The organism is Peribacillus sp. BM1 (assembly GCF_056679975.1).
In genome coordinates, this window is sequence record NZ_CM155259.1 from 3,003,437 (window position 1) to 3,020,294 (window position 16,858).

A 16,858-nucleotide genomic window follows, 5' to 3' on the forward strand; every position below is an offset into this window, starting at 1 on the left:
CTTAACCCCATTAATCAAAAGTATGGACAATATTCTCTTTCACTGCCTCGGATATAGCTCCTGTCACGACTATGGCTTCTGGTTGTACTGGAGTAGCAAACACTGGGGGAACTTTGTTTATGACATATGTGCATCAAGCGGGTGCAAAAATTATTATGCAATTGGAACATACAGGCCCTCTTTCTCAAGGAAATTGCTTTGTAGAAGGTACTATTGCTCCATCTGCTGTTCAGCCTAAAGGAGAACAACTTGAATTTTATGGAGGTAAAGGACCATTTTCTCTTCCAAGAGAAGCAACAAAAGAAGAAATTAAAGAAGTAATTAAGGGATTTGTTGATTCAGCAAAACGTGCTCAATCAATTGGGTTTGATGGAGTAGAAATTCATGGAGCTAACGGTTATTTATTAGATGCATTCCTAACAGATTATACCAACCATCGCACAGACGAGTACGGTGGCAATACAGAGAATCGTGTGCGTTTGTTAGTTGAAATATCTAAAGCTGTGCGTGAAGCTGCGGGATCTAACTTTACGGTAGGTATTAGAATTTCACAAAGTAAAGTGAATGACTATGAACATATATGGGCAGGAAGAGAAAAAAATGCTAAAGTTATCTTTGGTCAATTAGGACAAGCTGGTTTAGATTATATTCATGTGACAGAACACAAAGCATGGAATCAGGCCTTTGATACAAGTGATTTATCTCTTGCAGCTTTTGCAAAGGAATATGGGAAAATTCCAGTCATTGCACATGGTCATCTAGAAAACCCTTCTAGAGCTAATGAAATGGTGGCACGAGGAGAAGCTGATGTAGTCACATTAGGAAAAGGCGCTCTAGCTAACCACGATTGGATTCAGAAAGTACAAAATGGAGAAACATTAAAAGAGTTTCATCCAGAAAAAATTTTAAGACCAGATGCAAAGATTAAAGAATTTGAAGCGTAAGTATTCTTTATCTATAAGTTTTCCACTTAAAAAGATTCAAGTAAGAAAGTTGATACTTATATGAAATTCGACTATCTTATATTAAATTTAATAAAGTGAAGCTTCCATAAAAGATGATTCAATCAAAAGATGTGCAGCCGACCCGTGATCAGCAGCAGTTAGAAGATATGAATTGGGCGTTGAAGCTCCATTATTCAGAAGGGGATTACATCCTGTTTGTTGTAGGCTACTATATAAGGCCACAGAAATCTTAACAGAGACAAACCTAGCTCAATGTATGCAAGACTTGTCTCTGTTTTTTTCTAGTATTGTACTGAGGGTTCAATACAAAAAGCAATATGAGTCAAAAAGTATCGAGATCTAAGCAGTTTTGGAGAATGTTTTTTCTTATTAATTGCATTAAAATAAAAGTAGCTTCAGATATACTGACTTATTTGATAGCGTTTTCGTAAAGGTGTGAGAAAAATGGATGAATGGATATATGGTCAGTATAGAATGCAAGGAATGCTAACTCCTTCATTTACTTTTCATTCTCACCACGAATATGAAATTTATTTTTTTCATGCAGGAGAATGTAAGTATTTAATTAACAATCGGATTTATGAATTGCAACCGGGTGATATTATTCTCTTGGATGGTTTAACTTTGCATAAACCGAACCCTCGTTTAATAAGTACGTATACGAGGAGTGTTATTCATTTTTCTCCGACTTGGCTACAGGAGTTATTGTCTGTTCTTGGACTACCAAATTTATTGGATCCGTTTCAAAAGCTGAACAATTTCTTGCTTCGTACCGGGTATGATGAATCAGGAAAATTTGTTGATGGGAAGATCGAGCGGATAGCGAGCTTGCTTTCGTACAGTGATAAATTGAGACAACAAACAGATCAAAAAAGCGATCTAGTTGAAGCTGAAGTAAAGATTGAGTTAGTTCAGTTGTTGTTGAAAATTTATAAAATGAGTCAAAAAGATTTAGCTCATGTGATAAGCGAAAAAACGGAAAAGGAACATCACGCTGAGGCCATTGCCTCATGGATAGATGCCCATTTTGCCGGAAAGATTAGTTTAGATCGTATGGCGACGGAGTTGAATCTGAGCAAGTATTATGTCTCACATGTTTTTAAAGAAGTCACAGGGTTTACGGTGATGGAATATGTGATGGGATGTCGTCTAAATCAAGTGAAGTATTTGTTGGAAATGGAACCAAATCAATCTCTAGCAGAGGTGTCTCGTGCTTCGGGATTTGAGAGTGTATCGCATTTTAGTCGGTTTTTTAAAGATAAAGTGGGCATTACGCCATCACATTATCGTAAAAATAAACAAATTCAAGCAAGTAATTCCCAAAATTAATCTTTCAAACGATTAATATTCAGCATGAAGGAGGAACACGCATAAATGAATATGGTTAAAGACTTAATGATTTCAGGCTTTTCAGATGAAATCTCGTCTGATTTTGATACTCAGCTTGAAGTTGTCGCAAATCTAGGTATGCACTATATATCATTACGTGGGATTGACGGTAAAAATATTGGAGATTTTAACGTAGATGAGATAAAAGAAACTGTACTACCACGTCTTCAAAATGCAGGCATCCGTGTCTCTTCAATAGGGTCGCCCATTGGCAAAGTGTTTATTAACGATGAAGAAGGTTTCGCAAAACAAAAAGTGATGTTGGACGAGCTTTGTCAAATTAGTAATTTATTAGATTGTAAATATATCCGCATCTTCAGCTTCTATATTCCAAAAGGTGAAAATGCCGATCAATATAGTAGTGAAGTAATAACGAAAATAACAGAGTTTGCTGCAATTGCAGAAAAGTATAATGTTATTTTAGTACATGAAAACGAAAAAGATATCTATGGTGACATTGCAAGACGTTGTCATGAGATATTGAAAGCGGTTGACTCTCCTTATTTTAAAGGGATATTCGATTTTGCTAACTTTGTACAATGTGGTGAAGACACGCAAGCTTGCTACGAGTTGTTAAAAGATGAGATTGTTTACATTCACATCAAGGATGCCGTAACAACGGATAGCCAAAATGTTGTGTGTGGTACTGGCGAAGGGAAAATTCCTGAGCTACTTGCACAGTTTATCCAAAGCGGTTACAAAGGCTTTTTAACACTTGAGCCTCATCTCGTTCTCTTTGATTCATTAAAGGATCTAGAGCTTGAGGAAGCTACAGATGTGATTAAGGATAACAAAGGACTTGATGGTGCAGGTGGATACAAACTTCAATATGATTCATTATTAGAAATTCTTAAAAATATAAAGAGCGAGGAGAAATCATTATGAAAACGGTTAGATTAGGAATTATCGGAATTGGTGCGCAAGGTGGAACTTATGCTGGATTTATTTCAGAAGGAAAAGTGAAAAACATGGTAATTGGAGCTATTTGTGATATTGATCCAGCTAAAAAGGCAATGTGTGCAGAAAAGTATCCAGACATACCATTCTATGATAACTATATTGACATGCTTGAGAGCGGTAATGTTGACGCAGTCGTTACAACTGTTCCACATTACTTACACCCAGAAATCGGAATCGCAGCATTACAAAGAGATATCCATGCATTGGTAGAAAAACCAGCTGGTGTTTATACGAAACAAGTAAAAGAATTAAATGAATTTGCAGCATCAAAACCAGAGTTGACTTTCGGTATTTTCTTCAATCAAAGAACAAATCCACTTTATCAAAAAGTAAAAGAGATTATTGATAATGGTGAAATTGGAAAAATCCGTCGTACAAACTGGATGATTACAACATGGTGGAGACCACAGGGTTATTATGACCAAAGTGCATGGAGAGCAACATGGGAAGGAGAAGGTGGTGGTGTATTAGTAAACCAAGCACCACACCAACTTGACTTGCTTCAATGGATTTGTGGTATGCCTAAAAAAGTTTATTCTAACGTAAAATACGGCTATCAAAGAGATATCGCTGTTGAGGATGAAGTAACGACATTACTTGACTATGGGAATGGAGCAACCGGAGTATTTATTACGTGCACACATGATATTTTGGGTACTGATCGTTTTGAAATTTTGGGTGATAAAGGGAAAATTGTTGTGGATGATAGTAAGAAAATCACAATCAAACGACTTAATAAACCTGAATCTGAAATGAGTGCTACTATGAGCTGGGCAGATGTAATGGCCATTTTCACTGGTAAAGGTCTATCAGATATTTACACTGAAGAAGTGCTTGAATTTGAAAGTGTATGGGGTGGACAACATATCTCTGTTTTGGAAAACTTCGCTGCAAATATTGTAGAAGGTACACCACTAATTGCACCTGGTAGCGATGGTATCCATGGTGTTGCGTTTGCTAATGCGATCCATCTATCAAGCTGGTTAGGTAAAGAAGTTGAGCTTCCAGTTGATGAAGACTTATACTTTGCTGAATTAAACAAAAAGATTGAAGAAGAAAAAAAGAGTCCTGTTAAACAGTAATTTAATAAAATCAAATGAACTCATGGCTAGATTGGTCATGAGTTCGTTTTAAAAGGAGTTGGGCGTATGCTTAAAGTAGCAGTTATTGGACTTGGAGATATATCCAAAATCCATATCCCAGCTATTATATCTAATCCAAATGTTGAATTAGTAGCGGTGTGCGATACAGATGAAACATTAAATAATACCGTATCTGGTGTGAATTTTTATACAGATTATCACGAATTACTTGATAAGGAAGCTTTGGATTGTGTGCACAATTTGTTGCCACATTATCTTCATTACCCTGTAACAAAAGCGTGTGTTGAAAAGGGAGTTCATGTATTTCAAGAAAAACCATTATCATTGAACACAGAAGAAGGATATGAGCTAGTAAAACTTGAACAGGACAACGAGGGAGTTAAGATTGGTGTCTGTCTTCAAAATCGATTGAATGAGTCTTTTGAAAAACTTCAAGAACTTGTTACTAACGGACAATATGGCAAAATAATCGGTATTAAGGGGATTGTTTCCTGGTTTAGACCGAAAGATTATTATGATGCGAAACCATGGCGGGGCCAAATGGAGTATGCCGGTGGCGGAGTCATGATTAATCAGGCACTTCATACTTTAGATTTAATGCAACTAATCGGCGGTGAAATTGAATCTATCAGGGGATCTGTTGACAATTTATTAGATTATGACATTGAAGTGGAAGACACAGCCACTGCCAACATCAAGTTCAGAAACGGTGCTTCAGGTCTATTTTTTGCAACGATTGCTAATTCGGGGAATTCCAGCGTTGAACTTCAAGTAGTTTTCGAGAAAGAAAAATTTACAATCAAAGATAGCATTTTAACAAGATTAAATGAAAATGGTAGAAAAGAAGAGATCATAGAAGACGAAAAATTACCTGGAACAAAATTCTATTACGGTGCAAGCCATACAAAATTAATTCATAAATTCCATTCCTGTATAGAAAACAACACGCAGGATTATGTTCATGCTAAAGATGCACTAACGTCTATTCAAATGATTGACGCGATTCGCAAATCATCAGAGTTAAAAAAAGAAATTAAATTGGAGGTTTGACAGAATGACAAAAGGTAAAATTGGCGTTCAAATGATGATGCTTAAAGGCAAAGTGGAAGAACTAGGTGCTTATGAAACAATGAGAAAAATAAATGAACTTGGATATCACGCTGTCGAAGTATCACAAATTCCAATGACTGCAGAAAATGTATCTGAGTTAAAGAGAGCGAGTTTAGACTTTGATATCAAAATCGCTGCGATGTCTGCTGCCCTAGAACCAATGTTACCAGGCGCTCCAGGTGAAACATTGACAGATGATTTCGAAAAAATTGTGAATGATTGCAAAACATTAGATTGTAATTTCTTACGTATCGGTATGTTGCCGTTAACGGTAATGGGCGATAAAGATAAAATCATGGATTTTATTAATAAAGCTGAAATCATGGCAGAGAGATTAGCTGAACATGGTATTGAATTATACTATCATACTCATCATCTCGAATTCCAAAAATACGATGGCGAATATCTATTAGATTTAATAAAAAATAACACGACTAAGCTTGGTTTTGAGTTAGACGTTCACTGGATTCAAAGAGCTGGCGTAAATCCTGTTGAGTTTATTAAACAATACGCAGGACGTATTTCGCTATTACACTTAAAAGATTATCGAATTGGACAAATGGATTTGAGTGAAGTGGACTTTAATGATATGGCTAAATTCATGAATATCTTCACGAATACGATTGAATTTGCAGAACTTGGTGAAGGTAACCTTGATATGAATGCCATTATTGAAGCTGGATTAGAAAGTGGCGCACAGTATTTCTTAGTAGAACAGGATAATACATATGGCCGTGATCCATTCGATTGCCTGCAAACGTCTGCTGAACACTTGAGAAAAATTGGTTATGCAGATTGGTTTTAATTGAAAGGTAAAAAACAGAAATAAAATAACGGTATAAAATCAAGGAATCAGGAACCGTATTTAGACAAATGTCTTCTTCGGCTTCTGATTCTTTTTTTAAGATTACCTTTACTAACCACTCACTTACAATCCCTCGATATAAAAGTTTAGAAATGTCAAAATAATTTCAATTAGGTAAAAAAAATCTATATGATTCTATTAATAATTCTCATACAATAATTAGTATAGTCAATAAGTATAAGGGGGTGTAAACGATAGGATCTTCTAGATTTATGAACAATGTATATGTTGTATGTGATTGGATAATTAGATTACTTTATCTTAATCTACTGTGGATAGTTTTCACGATCGCTGGACTAGTAATAGCTGGTATATTTCCTGCTACAGTTGCCTTGTTTTCGATACTCAAGGAATGGATCCATGAAGGAAAAAATGTAAGGGTTTTCAATGATTTTTTGAACATATATAAAAAGGAATTTTTTAAAGCAAATCGATTGGGTATCATATTATTCTTCATTTCTATCGTTTTTTTCACAGACTGGCTATTTACAAACCAACTCTCGGGTACCTTGGGGATGATTACAAAAGGAGTTCTGCTAGGTAGTGGTTTCGTATTCGGGATTACATTGTTGTACGTGATTCCGGTATATCTTCAGGTAGATGGAAAGGTGTTTACTACTATTAAATTAGCTTTTCTAATAGGAATCACCTACCCTCATTATACTTTTATCATGATGTTATCGGTTGCCTCCTTAATGTTGATAAGCTTTTTACTACCAATGGCAGGATTTCTCTTTTTTGCAAGCGGTTTAGGGTGCGTGCTTACGTTTTTCTCCATGCATCTAATTAGGAAAATAGGAGACCGAACAAAAAAAATACAAAAGCAAGGAAAATCTCAATTGGCCATCCATAACTAAAATTTTAGCAAATGATACTCTCGGGAGGGAAGGTAATATGAGTGTTGAAGCGAAAAGTGTGATTGGAAATGTTGTAGAGAATGCTAAACCTGTAAAAATCAAAAAGAAAAGTGGAATTGAAAAAAAAGAAAATCTAGCAGGTCTATTGTTTGTATCTCCGATGTTAATAGGGGTTGGAATTTTAACTCTCCTGCCAATTATTGCAACTTTTATACTAAGCTTTGCAGATTGGAACTTTATTATGGGGATTGCGCAAATAAAGTGGGTAGGCTTCGATAATTTCAAAGCACTGTTTGAAAATGAAGGGTTTCTTAAATCAGTAGCCAATAATTTACTTTTCTTATTAACGGTTCCTTTAACGATGATTTTCTCTTTGCTTATAGCAATTGTCATTGATAAGCATGTGTATATGAAGAGTTATTTCAAAGTAGCTTTTTTTATGCCGTATATTTCGAGTATTGTTGCCATAGCCGTTGTTTGGCAAGTGCTATTTAATCCAACAGATGGACCGATTAATCAATTTTTATTCTCAATTGGTATCGAGAACCCACCTACATGGATAGCAGATCCCAATTTCGCACTAATTTCCGTGATGTTGATTCAAATTTGGGCAGCCATTGGGTTTAATATGATCCTCTTTTTAGCTGGTTTACAGTCGATTCCTAAAGAACTTTATGAAGCAGCTGATATGGATGGGGCGACGGCTTGGGATAAATTTAAGAACATCATGCTTCCTGCTTTATCTCCAACAACATTCTTCCTTTTGATTACCGGAATTATTGGTACATTTAAGGTGTTTGACTTAATTGCTGTATTAACTAAAGGAGGCCCTATTAATTCAACAACCATGCTTGTATGGCATTTGTATGAAAGCGCATTCGTAGATTTGAAAATTGGTTATGCTTCCGCAATTGCTGTTGTCCTATTCGTATTTGTTCTTATCATCACTTTATTACAGTGGGTAGGGCAGAAAAAATGGGTGAACTACTAATCTACTGAAACATGTTCTCTTTAAATTAAATAATTGGTTGAAATATCGCTGAGGGAGGAAGACACATGGAGAAAAAATTCACCCTACGAAAGTTAATCATTACCATTATCACTTTTGTAGTCAGTATCGCCTTTTTACTACCATTCATTTGGATGCTATCCACGTCCTTTAAGATTGAAGCAGATGTTTTTAAATTTCCAGTTGAATGGATTCCTACAAGATGGAATGGTCTTGAAAACTATAAAGAAGTTTGGTTAGGGCAATATCCTTTTGCACTATATTATTGGAACTCCATAAAAGTTACTGTGATTACAACCATGATTTCTGTAATCGTGTCTGCTATGGCAGCTTATGGGTTTTCAAAAGTGAATTTTCCAGCGGGGAAGTTCCTTTTCTTAATCGTTTTGACCACATTTATGGTACCACAACAATCCATCCTAGTTCCACAATTTATTCTATATCGTTATTTAGGTTTATTCGATAGTCATTTCGGTTTGATTCTTTTAGGGAGCTTTAGTGTGCTAGGTACATTTATGTTAAGGCAGTTCTTTATGGGGATCCATTCGGACTATATTGACGCAGCGAAAATAGACGGTGCTGGCCACTTTAGAATTTTTTGGTCGATTGCCTTGCCAATTGTAAGGCCAGCTATTGCGACATACGCGATTTTACGTTTTATTTGGACATGGAATGATTATCAAAATCCACTCATTTTCTTACGAACAGATGGATTGTATACGATTCAGCTAGCTATGCAGAAATTCACTTCATTAAATGGTGAATTCTATTCTTTGATTATGGCAGCTGCTGTTTCAGCAATACTTCCACTCGTAATTGTCTTTATCATTGGGCAAAAACAAGTTATTGAAGGAATTGCAATGGGTGGAGTAAAAGGATAATTGGTTTTACAGAAAGAAAAAAATAGAAATGAAACGAATTCAGGGGGGAAGGAATAATGAAAAGATTCTTATTACTTTTTTTAAGCTTCACTTTAGTTATTGGGATACTAGCTGCATGTAGCCAAAAAGAATCCACAAGTCCAAGTGGGAAAGAAGGAGAACCCGAAACAATTAAATTTTATACGCATGGAACTGAAGATGGGTACGCATGGAAGAGAACAATCAGTGCTTTTGAAGAAAAATATCCTGATATCAAAGTGGATGTTGTTCAATTAAGTGAAAAACAGGATGGAGCAGAATCACTGAAGAAAATTGATTTAGCTGCCGCTTCTGGAGAAGAGATGGATGTTATAATGTTCACGAATACACCTAACTATGCACAGCGCGTCAATTTAGGCATGCTAGAACCGATTGACAGTTATATTGAACAAGACGGCTATAAAATGGAAGAAGAATATAAAGTTGATACGAATGTTGGCGGAAAATATTACGGACTTCCTGGAAAATTTGTTGCGTGGTATGTCTTATTAAATAAGGACCGTTTAGCAGCTGCTGGACTTGAAGTGCCGAAGAATTGGACTTGGGATGAGTTTATGGAATATGCTAAAAAGTTGTCTTCTAAAGGTCACTACGCTACCTATTTTCATGGTCCATGGGATGGGGCTTGGGTAAACTATATGAGCTTAAGATTACAGTCTCAAGAAAAAGATGCTGGTTTCTTGAAAACGGATGGGACTTCAAATATGGACAACCCATTGTATAAAGAATCATTAGCAATGCGCCTGAAAATGGAGAAGGAAGATAAAACGGCTGTGCCTTATTCTTCAATGATTTCTCAAAAAATGAATTATCGTGATCAATTCTTTACACAAGCAGTAGATATGATCATAACGGGTACTTATATGACAGCGGAACTTGGCGGTTCAGAGCGCTTTCCTGCTGAGTTCAATATTGCCGTAGCACCATTTCCACAAAATGAATTAGAGGAAAAAGGTTCGTATTCGGTGGGAGATGGAGACATTCTGGGGATATCCGCTAACTCAAAACATAAAGAAGCTGCATACAAATTTATTAGATGGTATACAACTGAAGGTCAAGTGGCACAAGGCATTAATATCCCATCTTGGACTAAAGTGACAAATGAGCAAATCGTGGATCTAATTACCGATACCCTTGCAGAAGCAAACAATCCAGAAAAAGTAGATAAAGAATCATTAATTCACTCAATTCAAACGGTTATTACGGCTAAAGCAGGAAAGCCAGTACCATATCAAAATGAAATAGATCAAGCACTTTCTTCAGAATTTGAAAAATTAATTCTGGATAAACAAAATCTTGATGAAACAGTGGCGAATTCCAAAAAAATTGTACAAGATATTTTAGACAAAAATAAAAAATAAATACTCAATATTGTAACGATAAAGAGCTAATGCGTTAGATTCATTCTGTAATAGTTGAGAAGCCTACCGCCTTAACTACCTATTTTAATAGGCAGTTAAGGCGGTTTTATTTTAGAACGGATTAATATATATGTGCAGGAAGATGTCCCTGCTTTGATACAAGGACATGAGGGAGACCAACTTCAGTATAAACCCCGATAGATTCATCTCACTTTCCGTAGGGGACGCCCCACCATTAACGGAAGACTCGCATTTTCGAAAAGGTGTTTCTTAGAAGAAATAAAAATGGTAAAATAGTAATGGGAAAAACAAATTAAACTACGAAGTAAAAACGAATAAAACTTGCAATATTCAATCAAAACAATAAAACAACAAGTCTTTTGATAAGTTTGGTATTTGGCTCCGACGTCTAGCTAACTGTGAAAAAGATGATTTCCTCAAGAAGGAAAAAGCGCCTTCATCGTTCACTCCCAATTTTTTTGTGCGGCTGATCAAAATGTTTACGTTTTTCCATTTATCTCTTTGACTAATTCGTTTAGGTTAGAACAACTAGCTTTTTGTAACCAAGTACCGGGAACGGTTTTTACTGGAGGTTGGAAATGAAGACGCGAATTCTACAAATTGTATCATTTCTTTCATTTCGTGATAAAGTACTGTTACTATCAATAACTTGCTTAATATTACCTGTAATAGGCACATTTTCTATTTACAATTATTTAACGAAAGATGCGGTGGAAGAACAAGCTATTATTAGCGCTAAAAACGAATTGAAACTAACAGACGAATATTTAAAGAAAATCTTCGAGGATATGTTATACACACTTAATTTTATTCAGCTAGACACAGAACTGAACCTCATTTTTAAAAAACCTGTAATGAATTCGGCAGATCCAGATCATGAAAGCCAGTATCTAGTCTTCTTAAATGATAAAAAAGTGAACAAAACATTGGAAACCCTTACATTAAAAAACCAAAGTGTCTATATCACGATTATACTTAATAACGGGAAAATATATACGAATTACTCATCTAATGAATATAACCCGAAAAATGTAAGTGGAGAAACGTGGTTTGAAAATCTACGTACTCTAAAAGGGTATCGCCCTATTTGGATGGCTCCACAGACAACTATGTTTGCATCTGAAAAAATAAAAAGTCCGGACTCATTATCTGTTGCAAGAGTATTGCAAGATAGTATTTCTGGGGTTTATGGATATGCGATCGTTACGACAACTGTAGATAGAATAAGTAATATATTAGAGAGTGAAAACAAGGACAATAGCATCTTACTAATGAATGAAGCCAATCTATTAATTGGGACGAATAAGGATTTTGATAGAAAGCTTTCGGAACAAGTGAACAAAAAAGAAAACTTCCAAACAGAACATATCATTCGTATCAAAGGTAAAGATTATTTGATAAATACACGTGAACTTTCCATTACTGATTGGAAATTAATATCCCTTATTCCCTATGAAAAAGCCACATTTAGAATTAATTTAATTTTCCGTAAATTATTCGTAACTCAAACAATTGCATTCATTTTATTTTTGTTTTTACTTACTCTCATATTAAGCAAAATATTAAATCGGTTAGTAGTATTAAGGAATATCGCTAAAAAGGTACAAAGTGGTGATTTGACTGTACGTTCATCTTTAAAAGGAAATGATGAGATAGCCACTCTTTCAACGTCTTTCAACCTTATGTTAGATAAAGTAAGGGAAATGATAGAAGAAAATACACTTATTCAATCAAGAAAAAGGCAAGCAGAACTAGAGATGTTACAAGCACAAATAAATCCTCATTTCTTATTTAATGTCTTAAATTCTATCCGGATGAAAGTAATGATGAAGCGTGACAATGAAAGTGCGGAAATGATCAGTTCTTTGTCAAAGCTATTACGAATAACGATTGATAAACACAAAGGGATGATCACTTTTCTGGAAGAACTTGAGATTAATCATGATTATGTTCGATTAATGAATATGCGCCAAAGACATGAGGTTGGCTTGAAAATGAATGTTTCAAGTGATACGCATCACATCAAATTACCACGCTTAGTATTACAGCCAATCATTGAAAATGCTATTATTCATGGGCTGAACGAGCAAGTAGGCCTCATTGAGATAAGAGCAAAATATCACAATCATACATTGATGATTGTAATTGAAGATACCGGATGCGGAATGGAAAGTGAACAGCTTACGAAGTTTAAAGAAAATCTAAATAAACCAAGTTTAGGTTCAACCAAAGAGAGTGAATCCAATGGATTTTCAAGTATTGGTCTATCAAATGTTTATGAAAGAATGAAATTAACATTTGGTGAAAACTTTAGCATGCAAGTACAAAGTGAACTGAATAAGGGTACCAAAGTATCTATGGTAATTCCTATTCAGGAGGAGTGAGTAGTATGTATAAAGTGATGTTAGTGGATGACGATTATCCAGTTTTAGAGTTTCTTTCAGAAATGATTGATTGGAGGGGTCTTGGTTTAGCCTTACAAAGTATTCATGTTAATGGCATGAGTGCGTTAAAGGAAGCTGAGACGAGTATGCCGGATATTCTAATAACAGATATTGGAATGCCTAAATTAGATGGTATTGAACTTACAAAAAGATTAAAGGAAAAAAACTCTTCTTTATTAGTAGCTATTCTTTCATGTCATAATGAATTTGAGTTTGTGCAATCAGCTTTAAAATTAAAGGTTCAGGAATATATTTTAAAGGACAGGTTGGACCTTGATCAAATTACTCAATTATTAAGTCAATTTAAGAATACATTGGATATTGAACTGAATCATCAGAGAAATCAATTACAAATGGCTCATACAATAGAAAGAAATAGAGCTATCATGTTAGAGAAGTTCATGAATAAAACCATCTACCAGCCATTACATTGTGAAAAAGATTGGTCTAATGAAGCTGAATCACTTGGCATTCAAGCAAACCAACAGTACATTATCATATTGTGTGTAGTAGATGGTTACCAATCATTACTTAATCAGTTTCGTTCAACGGTTTTAGTGAACTTTCTCATTTATAATGTCATAACCGAAATTATGGGAAATGAAGCATTGAAGGGTGTGTACGGTCACTTCGAACAAGAGGAGTCTTTTTTAATTGTTCCAATTAACCATGTATGTGAAGAAGAGAATCAAAAGATTAAAAAAGTCATTCAAAAAATACAAATCCTATTTCAAAAAATGTTTGGCATAACCATATCATTTGTTCTAGGTGAAGCTTCTGCTACTCCTCTAGACATGAAGAAACAGATGATTGAACTAAGTGAGTCAACTGTTCAAAAATTTTATCTGAAACAAAAAAGCATAGAGAATTTTCAAGTATTAACTATTTCAAAAGAAAATATTTTTAGCTGGTATAATGAAGCATCTAGTGAATTTAAAGATCTTATATTACTAAATAGCGTGGAAATAGAACAGAAATTGGCAATCATAAAAAAATGGATTCGTTTTATTATAGATCATCAATTTTCTCCAGATTCCGTTAAAGATTGGATGTTGAAGATATTACTTGATATCAAGGTGAAAATTCAAGCTTTAACAAATTTCAAATTGTATGGATCAAATGAAAATCTTTATGAAACGATTTCGAAAATTAATGGAATTTATGAATTGGAAAATTGGCTAATCGAATATTTTTCTAAAACTAATGAAATGGCTAGTTACGAATCAAATTCGAATATAGAAATTGCGAATGCTTGCAGGTATATTTCAGCAAATATTCACCGTAGAATAACGCTAGATGAGGTAGCGAGTTATCTACATCTAAATTCTAGTTACTTCAGCCGTTTGTTTAAAAAAGAAGTAGGGGAAAATTTCGTTAAGTATGTTGTAAATATAAAAATGAAACGTGCAAAAGAATTATTAGACCAAACAAATTATTCAATAATCGAAATCAGCGAACAGTTAGGTTATGAAAATCAGAGTTATTTTAATAAAACATTTAAAGCATTTACAGGTATTGCCCCTATAGAGTATAGAAAGGGAAATACAAAGTAAGATAAGCGAACAAATTATTACGGATTGAATCAGAGATATTCTCTATATAATTTTCGTCCTAACAACGATTCAGTTTGATAATGTAATAAAGAGGAAGTCTAATAAGATACTCACAGCCCCTTACTAGACAACCCTTTTCAATTCAAATTATGTAACTACTGAGATAGTCATTCCAATTAACAAATTCCATTCTTGCTACAGAGTATAATCCGCATGCTAAAATCTATGAAAATCGTAAATAATGATAGGAAAATGAAGAAATTATATAAAAAAGAGGAATGTGGCCGTTTTCATCTAATTTGTTATCGTTTTCCTTCAGATTGTTGCCGTTTTCACTGAAGTTGTGAAAACGGCGTTACTACTTGATAATAAAGTTATTAAATAGTATAGGAGAAATATTAATGATGAAAAACTTTGGTAAATTAATTATTGCAGCAATCGAAAAATATGGGATCTATCATGCCCATCAATGTGAACGATTTGAAACCACAATTCGAAAATAAAAAAGAAGTAGTTTTTTGTAGGTTATCTAAGTAAATTCCCCTAAATAATCTTCTAATCAAATCAATCCACGATTTTTATCTTGAGTCCATTGGAATATATATCTAAGAGATCCGATTCATTCCAAATTACGATATTGAATAGGTTGTTTACTGTCATTCAGCCCTTTGATAACTAATCTTGTGACTACTTATAATAAAATATTTTACAAAATACTAGAATGTAATTCTCACATCAAATCCAGCTACCATTGATGCTGTAGATTATTAATAAAGTAGCGATGTTTATAAAAAGTTGTGCCGTTTTACCCCTTTGTCTAAGGTTATCTAAAGGGGTGTTGAAAAGAATATCTTAAGTTTAAAAATGGAATTAGGAACTGTTGAGTGATAATAGAGTTGCTCCTTTAAATGGCTATATAATTGAACAACACCCTAAAAGTAATGTGGATATTTATGTTAAAAATGACTAAGAAACTCCATGATCTCCTATCAGTTGATTTACAAACTGTACAAGGGCAGATGCATAACTGGATCGAGCGGTATTTTCCTGAGTTTCTAACCGTTTTTAAGTAGTGGAAAGGGAAAGCAGCTTAAACTATTAAAACTAAATGTACTGCCGAATGAACTTGTAAAATTATTGTAATTAAAAAGCGAGTTAAGTCGTTAATTTTTATACTGGGCTAGATCTTGGAAAGTTAATTTGCATTTTAAAAGCACATAAATCCAATGTAAGAGCTTATTAGCATACGCTACCGCAGCTACTTTAAGGGCTTTTCTTCTTTACGTTTCTTATCATAAAACTCTCATAATCGCTTGTTACGAGGGATGATTTCATTCGCTGTTTTCTTCTTGCGAAAATCAAGAATGGCACATTTAACGGCCATGCGTGGCGTAGTCTACTAGAATCTCTTTTGGTTATCCGATTTAAAGTACCTTTGAATGTACCAGATTCAAAGACATGGATCGATTCCGGCAAATACAACTAGTTTCTTAGGATGATTAAACTGATCAATTTTCTAAATTTCAGAAATTATGATTATAGCGATCTTTTCACCAATATCGGGGATCGATTTGATAATCCTATATTCTTCAATACTTGTTATTAAAGCATCTATTTCATCTTCAAGTATGGATAGATGTTTTTTTGTATTCAAGTAGCATGTTAATATACATATTTATGCTTAGAATAAGGCTATGATATAGGGTTTTCTGAAAAGGGTTTTGAGTTGCGGCAACTATTAACTTTTCTACTTGAATGTTTGCCCATTTGTCGAGCGACTTTTACATAACTCTTTTTTTCTTAGCGATTGTTTCTTCGCCAGCTACCAAGACCTTTTCTGAAGTAGGAAATGTTTGTAAAGTCAGTAAAGGAACATCCGAATATAAGGCTCCAAAAACCCCACATTATTCAGGGAACACTTGATCCGGAACTGTCTGAAATTACAGTTGAGCTTGTACAAACATGCTTGTAATATTTTCATGTTGTCTTGTAAGGGTTCGTGGGTTTAAGAGTTGTATTCCTCGCTGTTTTTAAGGTACTATGTCCTCTTTATAATACAGCTTGCAGAGATGATGTGCGTCAATGACATCTGATTTTACCTTGTGTAAATTAGAACTCTTAGCTTGATACGATATGTGTGGATTCATGATAATCAGTAAGTAGCCACTATCCTCGAAATACGCACGATTGATATATGATATCTAATAGATTCCAAGACAATGGGAGTCCGTCCCCCTGAAACGTCGTCTACTTCTCTAATAAATAACGTCATTCTTTTCGGGTATTTTATTGAAAGAATAA

General features: G+C 34.5%; 12 protein-coding genes and 2 pseudogenes. 13 read left to right on the plus strand and 1 reads right to left on the minus strand.

The genetic code is table 11. The features are described from left to right. The first annotated feature begins 119 nt into the window (after positions 1-119). The 13 genes and pseudogenes from AC1MGI_RS14510 (at position 120) to AC1MGI_RS14570 (ending at position 14,557) form a co-directional block, all read left to right on the plus strand. Complete coding sequence (locus tag AC1MGI_RS14510) at positions 120-944, plus strand: NADH:flavin oxidoreductase (RefSeq protein WP_480349795.1); 825 nt, start codon at positions 120-122, stop codon at positions 942-944. Between the two features lie 465 nt (positions 945-1,409). After that, positions 1,410-2,294, plus strand: coding sequence for an AraC family transcriptional regulator (locus tag AC1MGI_RS14515; protein WP_480345863.1), 885 nt, complete (start codon positions 1,410-1,412; stop codon positions 2,292-2,294). 45 nt (positions 2,295-2,339) lie between these two features. Then, a complete protein-coding gene (locus AC1MGI_RS14520; protein WP_480345864.1) occupies positions 2,340-3,239 on the plus strand; it encodes a sugar phosphate isomerase/epimerase family protein in 900 nt (299 codons plus the stop codon). Then, positions 3,236-4,396, plus strand: coding sequence for a Gfo/Idh/MocA family protein (locus AC1MGI_RS14525; RefSeq protein WP_480345865.1), 1,161 nt, complete (start codon positions 3,236-3,238; stop codon positions 4,394-4,396). Before AC1MGI_RS14520 ends, AC1MGI_RS14525 begins: the two co-directional genes overlap by 4 nt. A 66-nt stretch (positions 4,397-4,462) precedes the next feature. Continuing rightward, positions 4,463-5,467, plus strand: a complete 1,005-nt coding sequence (locus tag AC1MGI_RS14530) for a Gfo/Idh/MocA family protein (RefSeq protein ID WP_480345866.1) — start codon at positions 4,463-4,465, stop codon at positions 5,465-5,467. Between the two features lie 4 nt (positions 5,468-5,471). Beyond that, positions 5,472-6,332 carry a sugar phosphate isomerase/epimerase family protein gene (locus AC1MGI_RS14535; protein WP_480345867.1) on the plus strand — a complete coding sequence of 287 codons (861 nt, stop codon included), beginning with the start codon at positions 5,472-5,474 and terminating at the stop codon, positions 6,330-6,332. Between the two features lie 272 nt (positions 6,333-6,604). Continuing rightward, a pseudogene (locus AC1MGI_RS14540) lies at positions 6,605-6,814 on the plus strand (DUF624 domain-containing protein); the annotation flags it as partial. A 93-nt stretch (positions 6,815-6,907) separates the two neighbouring features. Beyond that, on the plus strand, positions 6,908-7,249 hold the full coding sequence (locus AC1MGI_RS14545) for a YesL family protein (protein ID WP_480349900.1): 342 nt from the start codon (positions 6,908-6,910) through the stop codon (positions 7,247-7,249). A gap of 37 nt (positions 7,250-7,286) precedes the next feature. After that, the gene (locus tag AC1MGI_RS14550) at positions 7,287-8,240 is read left to right on the plus strand and encodes a carbohydrate ABC transporter permease (RefSeq protein WP_480345868.1); all 954 of its coding nucleotides are present in this window, start codon (positions 7,287-7,289) and stop codon (positions 8,238-8,240) included. 65 nt (positions 8,241-8,305) lie between these two features. Then, complete coding sequence (locus AC1MGI_RS14555) at positions 8,306-9,139, plus strand: carbohydrate ABC transporter permease (RefSeq protein ID WP_480345869.1); 834 nt, start codon at positions 8,306-8,308, stop codon at positions 9,137-9,139. 56 nt (positions 9,140-9,195) lie between these two features. Next, positions 9,196-10,539: an ABC transporter substrate-binding protein gene (locus AC1MGI_RS14560; RefSeq protein WP_480345870.1), complete on the plus strand. Its 1,344-nt coding sequence runs from the start codon at positions 9,196-9,198 to the stop codon at positions 10,537-10,539. Between the two features lie 599 nt (positions 10,540-11,138). Continuing rightward, complete coding sequence (locus AC1MGI_RS14565; RefSeq protein ID WP_480345871.1) at positions 11,139-12,944, plus strand: sensor histidine kinase; 1,806 nt, start codon at positions 11,139-11,141, stop codon at positions 12,942-12,944. A gap of 5 nt (positions 12,945-12,949) precedes the next feature. Next, a complete protein-coding gene (locus AC1MGI_RS14570) occupies positions 12,950-14,557 on the plus strand; it encodes a response regulator transcription factor (RefSeq protein WP_480345872.1) in 1,608 nt (535 codons plus the stop codon). Positions 14,558-15,720: 1,163 nt separating this feature from the next. On the opposite strand, the pseudogene AC1MGI_RS14575 reads toward AC1MGI_RS14570, so the two are convergent. Continuing rightward, a pseudogene (locus tag AC1MGI_RS14575) lies at positions 15,721-16,820 on the minus strand (transposase); the annotation flags it as partial. Between the last annotated feature and the right edge of the window lie 38 nt (positions 16,821-16,858).

What these genes read in the sequence shown, in the direction of transcription:
- AC1MGI_RS14570 (WP_480345872.1), top strand. Translation starts at nt 12,950, where the DNA reads ATGTATAAAGTGATGTTAGTGGATGACGATTATCCAGTTTTAGAGTTT.
- AC1MGI_RS14530 (WP_480345866.1), top strand. Translation starts at nt 4,463, where the DNA reads ATGCTTAAAGTAGCAGTTATTGGACTTGGAGATATATCCAAAATCCAT.
- AC1MGI_RS14515 (WP_480345863.1), top strand. Translation starts at nt 1,410, where the DNA reads ATGGATGAATGGATATATGGTCAGTATAGAATGCAAGGAATGCTAACT.
- AC1MGI_RS14510 (WP_480349795.1), top strand. Translation starts at nt 120, where the DNA reads ATGACATATGTGCATCAAGCGGGTGCAAAAATTATTATGCAATTGGAA.
- AC1MGI_RS14545 (WP_480349900.1), top strand. Translation starts at nt 6,908, where the DNA reads ATGATTACAAAAGGAGTTCTGCTAGGTAGTGGTTTCGTATTCGGGATT.
- AC1MGI_RS14550 (WP_480345868.1), top strand. Translation starts at nt 7,287, where the DNA reads ATGAGTGTTGAAGCGAAAAGTGTGATTGGAAATGTTGTAGAGAATGCT.
- AC1MGI_RS14525 (WP_480345865.1), top strand. Translation starts at nt 3,236, where the DNA reads ATGAAAACGGTTAGATTAGGAATTATCGGAATTGGTGCGCAAGGTGGA.
- AC1MGI_RS14535 (WP_480345867.1), top strand. Translation starts at nt 5,472, where the DNA reads ATGACAAAAGGTAAAATTGGCGTTCAAATGATGATGCTTAAAGGCAAA.
- AC1MGI_RS14555 (WP_480345869.1), top strand. Translation starts at nt 8,306, where the DNA reads ATGGAGAAAAAATTCACCCTACGAAAGTTAATCATTACCATTATCACT.
- AC1MGI_RS14565 (WP_480345871.1), top strand. Translation starts at nt 11,139, where the DNA reads ATGAAGACGCGAATTCTACAAATTGTATCATTTCTTTCATTTCGTGAT.
- AC1MGI_RS14520 (WP_480345864.1), top strand. Translation starts at nt 2,340, where the DNA reads ATGAATATGGTTAAAGACTTAATGATTTCAGGCTTTTCAGATGAAATC.
- AC1MGI_RS14560 (WP_480345870.1), top strand. Translation starts at nt 9,196, where the DNA reads ATGAAAAGATTCTTATTACTTTTTTTAAGCTTCACTTTAGTTATTGGG.